This is a genomic window from Shewanella maritima (genome assembly GCF_043643735.1).
GTDB lineage: Bacteria > Pseudomonadota > Gammaproteobacteria > Enterobacterales > Shewanellaceae > Shewanella > Shewanella maritima_A.
In genome coordinates, this window is the sequence record NZ_JBHZSM010000007.1 from 61,995 (window position 1) to 78,166 (window position 16,172).

A 16,172-nucleotide genomic window follows, 5' to 3' on the forward strand; every position below is an offset into this window, starting at 1 on the left:
TTCTCTCAAAGTTTTGCCATCAGTCGTATTGCTATAAACACGCTGTACACTACTTTCAACCAATTCCCTAAGCCATTGATTGGCAGGTAACGTGATGAGCTGCCACGCGGCTTATCAATACGGCGCAATATTGGAGAGGCATGATCGTGGCATTGTCGATGCTGCGTTAGGGAAAAGCGTTCAACCCGGTGTGTCAAAGTCGGCCTCAGCCGATGTGCTCAGTGAAATGGATAGGCCGACATTGTTTGATTACTTAGCGGTAAAAGTCGACAGTTTAAAAGCGGCAGCGCGTATTTCACCGCTTTTGGGTTGTGGGAAACATTTATACACATTAAATGCAAAAAACATCCCTAAAAATGCGACATACCTAACATGCCAAGCATGTGTTTAAGACATAATTAATAGAATATTGATACCTTGCATTGATAACAATAAAAGCCATACAACAATTAAGGGAATTTTTTACATGCGCAAAACATTACTTGCAGTATCGATAGCCGCAACAATTGCAATCACAGGCTGTTCGTTAAGTAATTCAAACACTGAAAATGCTAACGTTGCTGCCCAAGCTGTACTAGACAGTCAAAACCCATTTGCCGTAGCCAGCACCCTACAGTATCAAACACCTGATTTTACCAAAATCAAAGACGAGCACTTTAAGCCAGCGTTAACGCTAGGCATGCAGCAGCATTATCAACAGGTGTTGGAAATAGCTAACAACCCTGAATCACCAACATTCGCTAATACCATTGTAAAAATGGAGCAAAGTGGCGAGCTATTAAATCGCGTTTCAGCGGTATTTTATAATTTAACTAGCTCGAATAGTAATGCCACCATTCGTAAAATCCAAAGTGAAATGGCCCCGAAAAGAGCCGCGCATAACGACAACATTCACTTAAATGAAAAGCTATTTAAACGCATTGACTCGCTATATCAGCAACGTACTGATTTAGGACTCACAGCTGAAGAAGTTCGCCTCATCGAGGTATACCACCAACGCTTTGTACTTGCTGGCGCTAAATTAACTGAAACGCAAAAAGCAAAAATTCGTTTATTAAATGAAGAGCAATCAAAGCTAACCAACGAATTTAGTCAGCGCTTACTCAAGCTGACTAAATCAAGTGCAGTAGTGGTCGACTCTGTTGACCAGCTTGCCGGTTTATCTGACAGCGAAGTCCGCGCCGCCAAAGCAGATGCAACAGCAGCAGGCCATGATGGTAAGTACCTACTTAACATCACCAACACCACACGCCAACCTGTGTTAAGCAAACTTGAAAACCGCGAGCTTCGCCAACAAGTATGGCAAGCCTCAGCTAACCGTGGTCTAGAGGGTGAAAATGAAACAGCATCGCTAGTAGCACGTTTAGCTCAGCTTCGCGCCGAACGCGCTGAACTATTAGGTTTCAATAATTGGGCGGAGTATCGCCTAGCACCACAAATGGCCAAAACACCACAAGCGGTATATGACATGTTTGGCTCTATGGTGCCAGCAGTAGTGAAGAACACCGAAAAAGAAGCGGCTGACATCCAAGCGATGATCAACCAAACTGGCGGTGATTTTACTCTACAACCATGGGATTGGGCTTACTACGCTGAGAAAGTCCGTCATGCAAAATATGACCTTGATGCTAACTCAATCAAACCTTACTTCGAGTTCAACCGTGTACTGGAAGACGGCGTATTCTTCACCCTAGAGAAACTTTACGGTGTCACCTTAAAACCACGCCCAGATTTACCGGTTTACCATGAAGACGTAAAAGCCTACGAAATGTTTGATGAAGATGGCACATCAATGGCCATTTTCTACGCCGACTACTTTGCCCGCGAAGGTAAACGTGGTGGCGCATGGATGAGCTCGTTCGTCGGTCAATCACAGCTGCTTAACCAAAAACCAGTTGTGGTGAATGTGATGAACATTAAGAAAGCTCCTGAAGGTGAGCCTACCTTTGTGAGCTACGATGAAGTCACCACCATGTTCCACGAAATGGGTCACGGTACGCACGGCATGTTCTCGAAAGTGAAATACCCAAGCCTAGCGGGTACCGCTGTTTCACGTGACTTTGTTGAATTCCCATCGACGTTTGAAGAAGATTGGGCAGCCCACCCTGAAGTGTTAGCAAGCTACGCCAAACACTACGAAACAGGTGAAGTGATCCCAGAAGATTTACTGCAGAAACTACTTGAGTCACGCAGCTTTAACCAAGGCTTTGACACCCTAGAGTACATGGCAGCAGCATTGGTTGATTTAGAATGGCACACACTACCAGCTGACGCGCCTTTACAGGATGTAAAACAGTTTGAAGCTGACGCACTGAAAAAGCACGGCGTTGATATTGCCGCGGTGCCACCACGTTATAAATCAAGCTACTTCGCCCATGCCTTCCCAGGAGGATACTCGGCAAGTTACTACGCTTATATGTGGAGTGAAATCTTGGCAGCTGATGCATTTGCTTACGTGCAAACCCAAGGCGGTCTAAACCGTGAAATTGGTATGAAGTTCCGCAAAACCATCCGTGAAGTCGGTAACTCTGTACCACCAATGGAAGCGTACCAAAACTTCCGTGGCCAAGCGCCAACCACTGACGGCCTACTTGAACGTCGCGGTTTGAAATAACAGCTTAGAATTAAGCGATTTGATATTGCTTAAATAGTGTGGGGAATGACTTATTCCCCACGCGAAGAAAAAAGCCCAAGCTAAATAGCTTGGGCTTTGTTTTGGTGAGTTAGCTACAGACCGGATATTCTCAATCATCGACAGATACCTACTAAAAACGGGTAAAAGTGCGCATTACACTTCTATTGTTGAGATCATTGAGGTTTGAGAGTTTAAATGTTGTGCTCTTGATACAATATTGTCTTTCAATTGACCCATGTATACTTGCTCTTCTACTGAAAAGTCATTGGTCTTAACTAGGTCTTGAATAAAGGATTCTTCAGCTAAAGTAGCCAGCACTTTTTTGGTTAAATTAAAAAGTATTCTTGCCAGTAATTTTTTATCTATTGCACAAGTTTCGGCAAAATCAGCTAGCTGATAGGCATTGACATCATTAGGGTCAAACTCATCTCCCATTGCCATAGCTAACACATGCTTAAATTCAGAAAACATTGCGATATTTACGAGGTCATAAGCAGGAGTGAAACTACTTTTTTCCTTACCCCAAAATAGTGATACGTTTTTTCCATGACTATCATAATTACTAATGATTAAGTTGAATAACTGCCAGTTGATTAGCCATTGTGCACTTTCAGCAGGGGAAGACATTGATTTACTAAACTCAAATAATTTAGGGAGGCTAGCGCCATCTCTAATATGTTGTACATCTCGGTTATCACCCAAATTTCTTTCGTATTTAAAATCCCTAGGCAAGTTCAAAGCTTGGCATCCATCAATGACGTGTCTCCTATACACTTGTTTTTCCTTTGAGACATATTTTCTATCAAAGCGCTGAACAATAAGCGCTGGATGTTTTCCAAACCGAATGAACTCGACTTTAGCAGTAGGTAAGCCAACTGCTGCGGATAGCTTCATACAAAAATATTCGTTGAGAACTAAATTCAGACAATTTTTCTTTTCAAATTTTAAGATATGCGTAGAGCATAGCGTTCCATCACCAAAGCCAATCTCGCCATTTTCATTTATAAAGACGTTAAGCTTATCCTGAACCCCAGCCACACTGAGCCTAGGCTTGTCATCCCACGTTAATAAACCTATGTTTTCTTTAGTATCTAGTCTACTTTCAAGTTCATCTTCAGTGAGTAATCTGAAAGCAGGTTCATCAGCTTCATTTACACTATGTTCAATGCTGTTAGTCGTAAAGGTGACTGCCCCTGAAAGATCTCCGCCGATTTCACGTATTTGTGAGAAAACATTCTTTTCTGAAACTCCAGCCCTTTCTGCAAGGAGTAATCGCGCTTCTCCTTCTGGTAAGGCATTATCAAGAAAGTTATATGCAACAGCGTTATCGTGATTATTATCAAGCGTTAGGTTTGGAGATATGGCAAAACCATTTTGTTGCCAATCATCATTGTATTCTAGTTTGGGTAAGCCAGTTTCTTTGTTCAGTGATAGTTCACCGATAACCTTTTCTGCAAATTTTACATTGAGGCTGTAGGCATCTAATTTATCAGTCATCAGTTAGACCCACTCGTTATCAGCTATAGAATTAGCGTTCGGAGTTAATAGCTCTTTTGTTGTTAGCTTTATCCCTAACCCTCGTAAAACCGAAAATACTGCGGACAAAGTACAATTTGCATTACCGTTTTCAATACGTGATAGCGTATTTATACCAACTCCACATAGTGCTGCGCAGTCTGCCAGTTTCATATTCAACTTTGTTCGTTTTGCTTTAATTAGCTTACCTAGTACTTCCGCATCTTCTATGTGTGCAGAGCTAGGCATGTCTGAAACTTTAACTCGATTAGCCATATTGACAGCACCCAATAATTCACCACTAGTAGTGATTATATTATTAGAAGTAACTTTAGCAAGGAATATTCACCATTATTAGTGAATAGATGAGGTAGTAATCATAAGACACCCTATATTCACTATTACGAGTGAATATTGGCCGCGGTAGTAGTGAACTATTGTTGGAAGGGTTGGTCGAAAGGGGCCTCCTTTACTTTAGCAACTGGGCTATGCGTAGTGATGAAATATATCTGAACGGATTTTTGAAACAAATGAACAAATGGGGTCAGAGTAAACTTATAGACCCTATTACGTGCTCATAAAAAAAGCCCAGTATTTCTGGGCTTTAGTCAATTCTCAATTGATCCTTCCAAGCCAACTCAGATTTACTCTATATTCTGGATCTGAATATAAAGTAGATTTCAAAAATACAACAAATACAGAGTGTTAACCCTTTCTGTATCAATGCCCTGCACCTCATGGTCACCATAATGGTCACCAGTTGGCTTGAAGGTATTGTCGATTTTCCAGTGACGGCTCACAAAACTGAGAATACATTTTTGATTTACAAGAACTTAATTAGCTAGTCATATATTGTGTAATTATTATTTGCTGTCGCTATTGGCAGCTTTGGTCAACCTCAAGACAGTTAGGCTTTATAATGCATGAAAAAATGAAAATTAACTTAGGAAAGTTTATTGGTGAAATTAGTACAGTGTCAGAAGAGATTAGTCAGTCTCAAATCGAAGAATTGAAAATAGGCTCAGTATCTGCTGTAGATGATGAGTTAACCAAAGGCAGGCTAGTTTCTGATTTTAATCTCAAGCTTATCGTAGGATTAATGCATAAGCTCGAACAAGATAAAAGACTATTGTCTAAATACAATAGTTTTGAGCAGTTAATGTCTGAGTGGGAGTTTTCCGGTGTCTCAGAGGGAACATCTATAGTAATTTTAACTTTCTTAGAACATAGCGGTTTATTTCCCAAAACTTTCAGTACATTAAGCTATTTTCAGGTGTTAGGAGAACAAGAAAAATTTGCTCTAGAAGATCTAATTGGAAATCGAAATCTAGAGAGCAATTTTTTCAATTGGAGATAAAGTTTATTGCCAAACATTCAAGAGCGACTATAAACAAAGTCGCTTATTTTTATACATAAATAGTGTAAGCTCCAAGTAGATAAAGCACTTTAGTTTACTTGGATTTACATGACTCTCATTACACTCAAAGATTTAGAAGCACATCTTTGGCATGCGGCCCACATCATTACGGGTCCAATTGACGCTTCAGACTACAAAACCTACATCTTCCCAATCCTATTCTTTAAGCGTATCTGTGATGTTTACGATGAAGAGTTCGAAGAGGCGATGGAGCAAGTTGGGGACGAAAACCTTGCGAAAGGCGATATGTTTCACCGCATCCAAATTCCAGCTAACTGTCATTGGAAAGATGTGTTTGCAGAAACCAAGGATATTGGCCAAGCCCTAAAAGATTCATTCCGTGGCATTGAGCTAGAAAACCCACAGCTACATGGCATTTTTGGTGACGCGAGTTGGACCAATAAAGAACGTCTATCAGACGAACTGCTATCGACACTACTTAACCACTTCAACAAGGTTAACCTTGGCGTATCGAGTGTGCGTAATGATGATATGGGTCGTGCTTACGAATACCTCATCAAGCGCTTTGCTGATAAAGCAAACAAGAAAGCAGGTGAGTTCTATACACCGCGTACCATTGTTCGTCTTATGGTTAATATCCTAGACCCACAAGCTAATGAAAGTGTTTATGACCCGGCTTGTGGTACAGGCGGTATGCTGCTTGAAACCATCCACCATGTAAAAGAAAGTGGCGGCGACCCACGTCTTCTTAAAATCAAAGGTCAAGAGAAGAACCTGACTACGGAAGCGATTGCTCGAATGAACTTGTTCCTACATGGGCAAGAAGACTTTGAAATTGTTCGTGGTGATACACTTCGTGATCCTAAGTTCCTGAAAAATGACCGACTAGAAGATTTTGACTGCGTAATCGCTAACCCACCATTCAGCTTAAAAGAGTGGGGACATGATTATTGGACAAGTGATCCTTATGGCCGAGCAAGCTTTGGCCTAGCACCAAAAACCAACGGTGATTTCGCCTGGGTGCAGCACATGTTTGCTTCATTGAACGATGAAGGACGCATGGCGGTAGTGCTGCCACATGGTGTGCTTTTCCGTGGTGGTGCTGAAGGTAAAATCAGAACCAAGCTATTAAAAGAAAACCGCATCGTGGCGGTAATCGGTGTGGCTTCAAACCTGTTCTACGGTACAGGCATCCCTGCTTGTATTCTCGTATTGCGTAAAGTAAGACCAGAAGAGCATAAAGACCATGTGCTGATTGTGAATGCGGAAGAGATCTTTACTAAAGGCCGAGCGCAAAACACCTTGTCAGAGCCTCAAGCTGATGAGATTTACGACATCTATCAGAAGATGCGTACCAAAGGCCCCAAGGCAGACGACATTGAAGGTGTTGCACGTTGGGTGCCACATAGCGAGATAGAAGAGAACGATTTCAACTTGAACATCGCTCGTTATGTACAAAAGCCGCTAGAAGAAGAAACCATTACCGTAGAAGAAACGTTGAAAGACTTCCTGCAAAAGCTAGTAGCCTTAGAAACGGCTGAACAGGAGCTTGAAGCTTTGTTGATCAAGGAAGGTTTTGAAATATGAAGTTAGAAAAATCCTATTCAATTGAGCTGCAACGAAACATTTCTCCTGTAGAAGCAGATCTTAAATATCGTGAAGGTAAAATTACATCCAAGTTCGCATTTGAATGTCCTGATGACAACTGCCATGCAGCGGTAACGTGCGCCAATTTGGATAGACCAAAAGAAAAAAGAAAAGTAGAGCCTTACTACAAAGTCGTTGAGGTGCATTCCGAACGATGTTTGATAGGAAAAGATCTTTCTGGTGTTAAGAGAAAGAAATCTAAATATTCCGATTATTCTGAGACTGATGAATATATTTCAAATGCAGTTAGGTTGAACTTGCGTCCTCACAGCACGAAGAGACCTGTTGAAAAAGACGGCGTGTCGGAAGATGAGTTTATCACTAAAGGACGACCGATACGTGAAAGTGATGGAGAAGAGGGCAAAAGGAAAAAGCAAGCTTCGAAAGTACTTTCATCCATGGTTGATTCATTTTTGAGCGAAGAAAGCATCTTAGTGCAATTGCCTGAAATTGGTACTATGCCAATTCAAGAGTTGTTCGTTGAAATTGATGGGCAAAAGATAGAAAGCTTTGCTGATGAGTTCAGAATCTACTTTGGCAAAGCATGGTTCAATAAGCATGAAGCTGGCTATTCAGTCGTTTTTGCAAATAGGCTAGAGCATGACGAAAATGTTGTACGTCCTTCGTTTTTCATTCCTAATAGTTTGATAGAAGAGACATCTTACCGACTATTTCAAGAGAAAAAGCTAAATGGGCTATTGGATAAAAAACCAAGGCTAGTTTTTATTGCTAGTGAAACAGGACCTTTTTGCAAGGACAAATACATCAATTTCTGGCTTGAAGGCCTTGAATACTTGGAATATCGCACACAATGAACAAAAACAAACTAGAAGACCTACTGTGGGGCGCTGCCGAGTTCCTGCGTGGGCAAATTGATGCGTCTGATTACAAGCAGTACGTATTTCCACTGCTGTTCTTTAAGCGCCTATCGGATGTATATCTAGAAGAGTATAACGAAGCGCTAGAGCTGCACGAAGGTGATGCCGAATATGCAGCGATGTCGATGTATCACCGATTCGATATTCCAGAAGAAGCGAGCTGGGAGAAAGTGCGCAACACCAGCAAAGACATTGGTGAAGCGATTCAAAATGCGCTGCGTTTGATTGAAGCAAAGAATGAGCGTTTGCACGGTGTATTTGGTGATGCGCAGTGGACCAACAAAGAGCGTTTGCCTGATCACTTGCTATCGGACCTTATTCAGCATTTCAGTAAAATCCCGCTAGGCATTAAGTCTGTCGCTCAAGATGATTTGGGTGAGGCTTACGAATACTTGATCAAAAAATTTGCGGATGACTCAGGCCATACGGCTGCCGAGTTCTATACCAATCGTACTGTAGTGCATTTAATGACCCGTATCATGAAGCTTAAGCCTGGCGAGAGTGCGTATGATCCAACTTGTGGTACAGGTGGAATGCTTCTTAATGCGGTAATGGATTTACGTGCGCAAGGGGAGGAGTCTTCAACCAACGGACAGCAGTGGCGCGGTGTTCATTTGTACGGTCAAGAAGTGAATCTGCTAACTTCTGCCATTGCACGTATGAACATGTTCCTACACGACATTGAAGAGTTCGATGTTATGCGTGGTGATACCTTAGGTGACCCTAAGTTTATTGAGAATGATCAGCTTAAACAATTTGATGTTATTTTCGCTAACCCTCCGTATTCGATCAAAAAGTGGAACCGTGAAAAGTTTGCAGCTGACCCGTATGGGCGCAATATGTACGGCGTGCCACCACAAGGTTGTGCAGATTACGGCTTCTATACCCATATCATCAAAAGCTTAAAACCCGATACTGGCCGTGCGGCCATGCTTTGGCCTCACGGTGTTCTGTTCCGTGACTCAGAGCAAGCAATTCGTAAACAGGTAATTGAATCTGACATCATTGAAGCGGTGATAGGACTTGGGCCAAACCTGTTCTACAACTCGCCGATGGAATCGTGCGTAGTGGTGCTCAACTGTAATAAGCCAGTTGAGCGTAAAAACAAGATTCTGTTTATCAATGGTGTAGAACATGTAACCCGTGAGCGTGCCCACAGCTGCTTATCTGATGATGATTTAGATGTGCTTTGTGAAGCTTATTTCAAACCAGACAACCAAAGTGACATTACTGCGCTGGTTGATTTAGACACTATCAGTGAAAACCAATACAACTTATCTATCCCACTTTACGTGAAAGCTAAGGCTAGTGGGGAAGTACATGATATCGAACATGCTATTGAGTCATGGAAAATGAGCAGAGTACAGCTAAAAAAACGAACCAATGAACTATTTGAGAGCCTCGCGCAGTTAGGTTACGGGGTGAAAACGAATGACTGATAAACAGACCGTAAAATTTGGCGATATCTGCAAAGAAGTAAAGCTAACAACCAAGGACCCGATTGGAGATGGCTATGAACGATACATTGGTTTGGAACACTTGGATTCTGACACTTTAAAGATCAAGCGCTGGGGGATGATCGCAGAGGACAACCCAAGTTTTACACGTGTATTTAAAAAAGGCCAGATCTTGCTTGGTAAGCGTCGCCCTTATTTGAAAAAGGCAGCAATAGCTGAATTTGATGGTATTTGCTCTGGTGACATTATTGTACTTGAGCACAACAGTACGAATGTTCATAAAGATCTGCTTCCGTTCATAGTTCAGTCCAGAGTATTCTGGGACTGGGCTGTCAAGACATCTTCGGGTTCTTTGTCACCAAGGACAAAATTCTCTGCGCTGTCAGAGTTAGAGCTTTCAATTCCTGCTATCGAAAAGCAGTTGTCGGCACTAAGTATATTGAAAAAGATACAAGACTATCAATCTACGCAATGTGATTTAGTGGGATCATTCAACGCATTACTAAAGACGCTTAATAAGGAAATTGAGTGCCTGTGCGAAAACCGCGTGAGCCTAGCAGAAGTAAGCAGCTTAGTTACCACAGGCTCAAGAGGCTGGGCAAAATACGAATCAACATCAGGTTCAGTTTTCATGCAAAGTCAAAATATTAAGGATGGATATATAGACTTTTCGGAAGTGGAACGATTTGTAGAGCTTCCTAGTAAAGTTGAAGGCAAGAGAACCCTCTTGGAGAACAATGACTTAGTTTTTACTGCCACTGGAAATAATGTTGGTAATGTTGCTGTTTACAAAAGCTTGGGTAAAGAGACGTATGTGAGTCAACATGTTGCACTAGTTAGACTTCATGACAAGAAACTCGCAGATTTAGTTGGATTCTACTTTCAAAGAAATGGTCTTGGTAACAAACAAATAGCTGAAAGACAGTATGGACAAAGTAAACCTGGCCTAAATTTGGATGACATCAAGTCCTTTAAAATCCCTATACCAAGCAAAAATAATGAAAACAGAATATTACGCTTAGTATCAAGTCTCAATGAAGTTAGATTTCAACTAGAAGCTTATCGCGACAATCAATTGCTTAAGCTATCTGCATTCGATTTCTGGGAGTAAATAAATTGTTTAACGAACAAACCGTCACAGAAAATGGAATTATTGACCGTTTAAAAGGCTTAAGCGGAGTTAAGTGGAATTACTGCCATGGTGAGAGCTTACCTAAACAAACTCACGATATCTTTGTTGATACCTGGCTTAAAGACGCGCTTTGTTCGTTAAACCCTGATATTGGTAAAAATCCTGATTATGCCGATGAGGTGATCTACAAACTTCGTGGCTTGATGTTAGAAGCGAAACACACAGGCTTAGTCAAAGCTAATGAGAACTTTCATGAATGGTTGATGGCAGAGAAAAGCCTACCATTTGGTGAGAACGGCGACCACATCACTATCAAGCTAATTGACTTTGACAGCCCTGAAAACAACCATTTTGTTGTGGCGCAGCAGGTCCACTTCATTGCCGCGACAGAAGTGTTTTTCGATATCGTTCTTTACGTGAACGGTATCCCGCTGGTTGTGGGGGAAGTAAAATCAGCCACCCGTCCAAGTGTCACCTGGCAAGATGGCGCTGCTGATTTCATAGGCGGCCAAAAGTACTATTGGAAAAATGTTGAGCCCTTCTTCGTGCCAAACCTTCTGTGTTTTGCTTCTGAAGGCCGCACCTTTGCTTATGGTGCAATTAATGCCCGAGTAAAAGATTGGGGGCCATGGCATCAAACCGATCAGCGAGATGATATTCCAGCAAGTTTAGCTACCGTACTTGATAGTTGTGAAGGCTTGTTGAACCCAGAAACCTTGCTGCAAATGTTAGAGTCTTTTGCACTCTTTTCAACAGTGAAGACTGGTAAAAACACACCACCTAAACGCATTAAAATTTTGCCTCGTTATCCGCAATTTGAAGCCGCAAAGCAAATTGTTGAGCGCGTAAAAAATGGCTATCCGAAAAAAGGACTTATCTGGCACTTCCAAGGATCAGGTAAGTCTTTGCTTATGCTCTATGCCGCACGCATGCTTCGTGCGGATAACAAATTGAAAAACCCAACAGTGTTAATTGTGGTTGATCGTCGAGATCTTGATAGCCAAATCAATGAAACCTTCGGTGGGGCAGATGTTAAAAACCTCATCAAAGTACAAAGCTGTAGAAAGCTTGGCGAGCATATAGAACAAGATAGTCGCGGCATTTTGATCACCACCGTCTTCAAGTTCAAAGATGTTGAAATTGATGAGAGCAATGAAAACGGCCTAAACAGTCGAGACAACATTATTGTGCTGGTGGATGAAGCGCACCGTACTCAAGAGGGCTCCCTCGGCGACAAAATGCGCTGGGCGCTGCCTCATGCTCACTTCTATGGTTTAACAGGTACGCCTATTTCTGGTATCGACCGTAATACCTTCAAACTCTTTGGTGCCGAAGAGGATGAGGGGCGCTATATGAACCGTTACAGCTATAAGCAGTCCATTCGTGATAAAGCGACCAATGCGGTGAAGTTCGAGCCTCGTTTGGCAGAGCTTCGTGTGGATCGTGCAGCGATTGATGAAGCCTTTGATAAAATGGCTGAAGAAAATGGACTTGATGAAGAGGAAAAAACCGCACTGTCTAAACGTGCAGGTCGCTTAGCGATTATGTTGAAGGCGCCAAAGCGCATGGCGGCGGTAAGTGAAGATATTGCCAACCACTTTGCAAGCCATGTAAAGCCAAAGCAGATGAAAGGCATGGTTGTGGTCTATGACCGAGACGCTTGTGTTCAGATGTATTACTTACTTGGTAAAAAACTAGGTTTTGATGCGGTAGAAGTGGTCATGAACGTCGACCAAGCACCGATCAAAGATGAAGACGCAAGTAAGAAAGGTAAGGTTAACAAGGACTGGCGTAAGTGGAAACAAGAGCTTGAGCTGCCAATTAAAGAAGAAGACTTTGAACGCTGGCAAGAGATTGATGGTTACGACCAAAAGCAGAAGAGTTTGATCGAGGATTACAAAGATCCAAAGCAGCCGCTGCAATTACTGATTGTGACCGCAAAACTGTTGACCGGATTCGATGCGCCTATCTGTTACTGCATGTACTTAGATAAGCCATTACGTGACCATACCTTGTTGCAGGCAATGTGTCGTACTAACCGTTTGTATGAAACTGATAATGTTAGCAAGCAAATGGGCCTTATCATTGACTATCTTGGCGTGTTTGAAAATCTACGTACCGCACTCGCATACGATCCTGAAGAAATCGACGGTGTTGTAGAAGGTATTGAAGCCTTTAAGGAGCTACTGCCAGCTCAGCTAGACAAGTGTTTAAGCTTCTTCCCTAACATCGACAGAACCATCGATGGTTTTGAAGGCATTATGGCTGCGCAAGCTTGCTTACCGACTAACGAAAAGCGTGATGAGTTTGCAGCCTCTTTTGGTGTATTAGCAAAGCTCTGGTCTGCGATTAATCCAGATGCTTTCCTTACGCCTTACAGAGCTGATTATAAATGGCTAATTCAAATCTATGAATCAGTTCGCCCTGTAGGACAAACAGGCTCTCTTGTTTGGGCAGCGCTAGGCCCAGAAACAATTAAAATGATCCATGAGCATACTGACATTAATCGCATTCGCGATGATATCGATGAGCTGGTTATGGATGAGCACGCCATTTTTACACTGACAGAAAAAGAGCAAGAGAAGCGGGCAAGTCAGTTAGAAATCGATCTAATGGGTCGTCTACGTGGTAGTGGCAACCCTCAGTTTGTAGCTTTAGGTGAACGATTAGAAAAGCTTCGCCAAGACTATGAAGCGGGTGTGATCAAGGCCATAGATTGGTTGAAGGGCTTGCTGGATGCAGCAAAAGACACTGTGCAAGCTGAACGTGAAACGGGTGATTCACCTGTCACTCAAGAAGACAACAAACAAGCGTTAACCAAATTGTTTATAGAAACCCGCCCTGAAAGCACACCAAAGCTTATTGGTGATGTGGTAGAGCAGATAGACAAGATAGTAAAAGCCAAGCGCTTTAAAGGCTGGCAAACGTCTAACAGTGGCCCTAGAGAGATTCAAAAGGCGTTGCTGCTAACGTTGGCACAGTTTGGTTTAGGGAAAGACAAAGAGCTATTCGCGAAGGCGTACAGCTATATTGAAGAGCATTATTGATATGAAATTTGTAATTTTATCTAGGGACGAGATCAAGCCTTCATCAGGAACTGATACGGTTTACTTACGAATTGATCATTGGAATGACTTTTCATTCGTAACTATGTTCTATATGACCCTTTTTGATGAAAAGGGAGTTCATCATGAGATAGGCAATGTAAAAATAGGCTTTAAAGGACAAACAGAAGATACGCCAACCTATACGAAGCTTGGTAATGGTTTTGATAAACCTCTTTCGGGTAAGTTCTTTTCTCTTGGCGAAAGTGGGGAGTTTTATAAGAGAATGGCATTACTGCCAAGTTCGATGAGAAAAAATATTTTGTCTTCACTGAAAGACTTGGTTTGTTTGCCTGAGCACATTGATTCAGTTAGAGGTGAACAGGTTTTTAGTACTTCATTATTGAGAAGCGCAAGTGTTTCAATTATTAAAGGCCAATATGCTCGTTTATTAGAGAGGAAAGCAGAGTTAACGGATTTTCACTTTAAGTATATTAAGACAGCTGAAGATAAGATATCAGGTATTGAGCTTGAATTTAAGGTGGAGGCAGATATTGAAGATGAAGCAAAGATTAAGCCTCCTTCTACGAATATACATGCCTTAATCGGTCGAAATGGGGTCGGAAAAACAACAATTCTTAATGGCATGATTGAGGCAATAACATCACCAGGTAATACTTTGTCGGAGTTTGTTGAACTCAGTATTTTTGGGGAAAGCCCTATTGATAAAGATTATTTTAGCGGTTTAGTCTCTGTTTCATTTAGTGCTTTTGACCCGTTTGTTCCGCCGAGGGAGCAGCCTGATCCTGCAAAGGGACCTCGTTATTTCTATATCGGTTTGAAAGATAAGTCAGGTAAAGAGGCTTTAAGAACAATTCCAGAGCTGCATGATGATTGTGTTATTTCGCTAACGAATTGTTTTTACGATAAAGATAAAACTGCTCGGTGGATAAAGGCTATTGAAAATCTAGGATCTGATGATAATTTTGCGGCAATGAGGCTTCTTCGCTTAGAAGAAGTTTTCCGAAAGGTTAAAGATTCATTATCGGAACAAAGTGATTCTGAACATTTTAAAAAAGTGTATAAGGAGAGTATTAGGCATTTCTTGTCAAAGATGAGTTCTGGCCATGCCATTGTATTACTCACCATTTCTAGGCTTGTCGCAACCGTGGATGAAAAAACTCTAGTCCTTTTAGATGAGCCAGAAAGCCATTTGCATCCTCCTTTATTGTCAGCATTTATTCGTTCATTATCTGATCTTTGTCAGGAGCAAAATGGGGTAGCCATCATAGCGACACATTCCCCCGTTGTGCTTCAAGAGATTCCTAGCTCATGTATTTGGAAGGTTAATAGAATTGAATTAGATGTAAGTACAACTCGTCCAACTATTGAATGCTTTGGTGAAAATGTTGGAGTTTTGACTAAAGAGGTATTTGGCTTAGAAGTTGTGAGGTCAGGTTTTTATAACATGTTGTCTAAATTGGTCCAAGAAGGACGATCTTATGATGACATATTAAAGGGGTATAAGAATAAGTTGGGGTTTGAAGGTCGATCAATATTAAAAGCGTTAATTACTCATCGAGATGGAGCTAGCAAGTAATGATGCGACTTAAAGCTCCTAAACATAGTTTTCTTAATTCTATCGATAAGTGTTGTGATGGGATTACGGGTAATAACGTTTTAAAAAATAAGGTTATCCAAAGTAAAAATGCGTTAGAAGCTTTCGAGCAAGTATATTCTGCTTCAGGGCAAACGGGGGAGCTTTTTACTTTTGCACCTTTGAAGTGTGGTAAGAATGATGATCCAGTAGTGCTAGGCAATCTAACTAAGTCAGAATTAGTTAAGCTTTATGATTCATATTTTGTAGGCTCTAAGAAGCCCGGTCGGTCTATATACAATTCATTGATGCTTGCTGCTGATGAAAAGTGTCCATTTTGTGGTGGGATTGGGAGACCACGGAATTTGGATCACTACTTACCTAAAGCCCATTTCCCATTTTTTTCAGTCTTGCCTATTAATTTAGTGCCTTCATGCCGTGATTGTAATATGGACGGTAAGGGACAAGGGTTTGCTATAAGCAAAGGTATGCAAGTTATTCAACCATATTTAGATGACTTGAAGTTTTTTAATGAACAGTGGATCTATGCTTCGTATACTCCAGGTGTAAACGATGAGCCCGGTACTTTTGTGTATTCAGTGAACCCGCCAGAAAACTGGGACATTGAAGAAAAAAAAAGAGTGCACACGCATTTTAAAGATTTCGATCTTGCTGTTAGGTACGCTACGAAAGCTGCAGAAGAATTAATAACTTGCCTCACTCAGATCAATAGTCTGAAAAGTCTAAATATCCCTGACAATCAGATTAAGCAAGCACTTATTGAACCAGTAATTGCTCAGGCACCTTTTGTTAATCACTGGAGAAGAGGCATGTATCAAGCTATAGGCCAAATACTATTAAATGGAGATTAGTTTATTTTGAGGCAATA

At 41.5% G+C, this 16,172-nt stretch carries 12 protein-coding genes; 10 read left to right on the top strand and 2 right to left on the bottom strand.

Features of this window, described 5'->3' with window-relative positions:
- Positions 1 to 91: 91 nt before the first annotated feature.
- A complete protein-coding gene (locus ACHUGF_RS09575; RefSeq protein ID WP_394130910.1) occupies positions 92 to 391 on the top strand; it encodes a hypothetical protein in 300 nt (99 codons plus the stop codon).
- A 75-nt stretch (positions 392 to 466) separates the two neighbouring features.
- Positions 467 to 2,614, top strand: a complete 2,148-nt coding sequence (locus ACHUGF_RS09580) for a M3 family metallopeptidase (RefSeq protein ID WP_394130725.1) — start codon at positions 467 to 469, stop codon at positions 2,612 to 2,614.
- 174 nt (positions 2,615 to 2,788) lie between these two features.
- Here the strand turns inward: ACHUGF_RS09580 and ACHUGF_RS09585 are convergent, their stop codons facing one another.
- Complete coding sequence (locus ACHUGF_RS09585) at positions 2,789 to 4,132, bottom strand: HipA domain-containing protein (RefSeq protein WP_394130727.1); 1,344 nt, start codon at positions 4,130 to 4,132, stop codon at positions 2,789 to 2,791.
- Between the two features lie 3 nt (positions 4,133 to 4,135).
- Complete coding sequence (locus ACHUGF_RS09590; protein ID WP_394130729.1) at positions 4,136 to 4,426, bottom strand: helix-turn-helix domain-containing protein; 291 nt, start codon at positions 4,424 to 4,426, stop codon at positions 4,136 to 4,138.
- A gap of 643 nt (positions 4,427 to 5,069) precedes the next feature.
- Here ACHUGF_RS09590 and ACHUGF_RS09595 point away from each other — a divergent pair.
- The 8 genes from ACHUGF_RS09595 to ACHUGF_RS09630 all read left to right on the top strand — a co-directional run bounded on the left by ACHUGF_RS09595 (position 5,070) and on the right by ACHUGF_RS09630 (position 16,155).
- The gene (locus tag ACHUGF_RS09595) at positions 5,070 to 5,507 is read left to right on the top strand and encodes a hypothetical protein (protein WP_394130730.1); all 438 of its coding nucleotides are present in this window, start codon (positions 5,070 to 5,072) and stop codon (positions 5,505 to 5,507) included.
- Between the two features lie 108 nt (positions 5,508 to 5,615).
- A complete protein-coding gene (locus ACHUGF_RS09600; protein WP_394130732.1) occupies positions 5,616 to 7,115 on the top strand; it encodes a type I restriction-modification system subunit M in 1,500 nt (499 codons plus the stop codon).
- Positions 7,112 to 7,990 carry a hypothetical protein gene (locus tag ACHUGF_RS09605; protein WP_282167116.1) on the top strand — a complete coding sequence of 293 codons (879 nt, stop codon included), beginning with the start codon at positions 7,112 to 7,114 and terminating at the stop codon, positions 7,988 to 7,990. Before ACHUGF_RS09600 ends, ACHUGF_RS09605 begins: the two co-directional genes overlap by 4 nt.
- Entirely contained in the window at positions 7,987 to 9,492 is a 1,506-nt protein-coding gene (locus ACHUGF_RS09610; protein ID WP_394130734.1) for a type I restriction-modification system subunit M, read from the top strand. Before ACHUGF_RS09605 ends, ACHUGF_RS09610 begins: the two co-directional genes overlap by 4 nt.
- A complete protein-coding gene (locus ACHUGF_RS09615) occupies positions 9,485 to 10,621 on the top strand; it encodes a restriction endonuclease subunit S (protein ID WP_394130736.1) in 1,137 nt (378 codons plus the stop codon). The genes ACHUGF_RS09610 and ACHUGF_RS09615 overlap by 8 nt, the downstream gene beginning before the upstream one ends.
- 5 nt (positions 10,622 to 10,626) lie before the next feature.
- Complete coding sequence (locus ACHUGF_RS09620; protein WP_394130737.1) at positions 10,627 to 13,689, top strand: type I restriction endonuclease subunit R; 3,063 nt, start codon at positions 10,627 to 10,629, stop codon at positions 13,687 to 13,689.
- 1 nt (position 13,690) lies between these two features.
- Positions 13,691 to 15,286, top strand: coding sequence for an AAA family ATPase (locus tag ACHUGF_RS09625; protein WP_394130739.1), 1,596 nt, complete (start codon positions 13,691 to 13,693; stop codon positions 15,284 to 15,286).
- Positions 15,286 to 16,155, top strand: a complete 870-nt coding sequence (locus tag ACHUGF_RS09630) for an HNH endonuclease (RefSeq protein ID WP_394130741.1) — start codon at positions 15,286 to 15,288, stop codon at positions 16,153 to 16,155. The genes ACHUGF_RS09625 and ACHUGF_RS09630 overlap by 1 nt, the downstream gene beginning before the upstream one ends.
- The last annotated feature ends 17 nt before the right edge of the window (positions 16,156 to 16,172 follow it).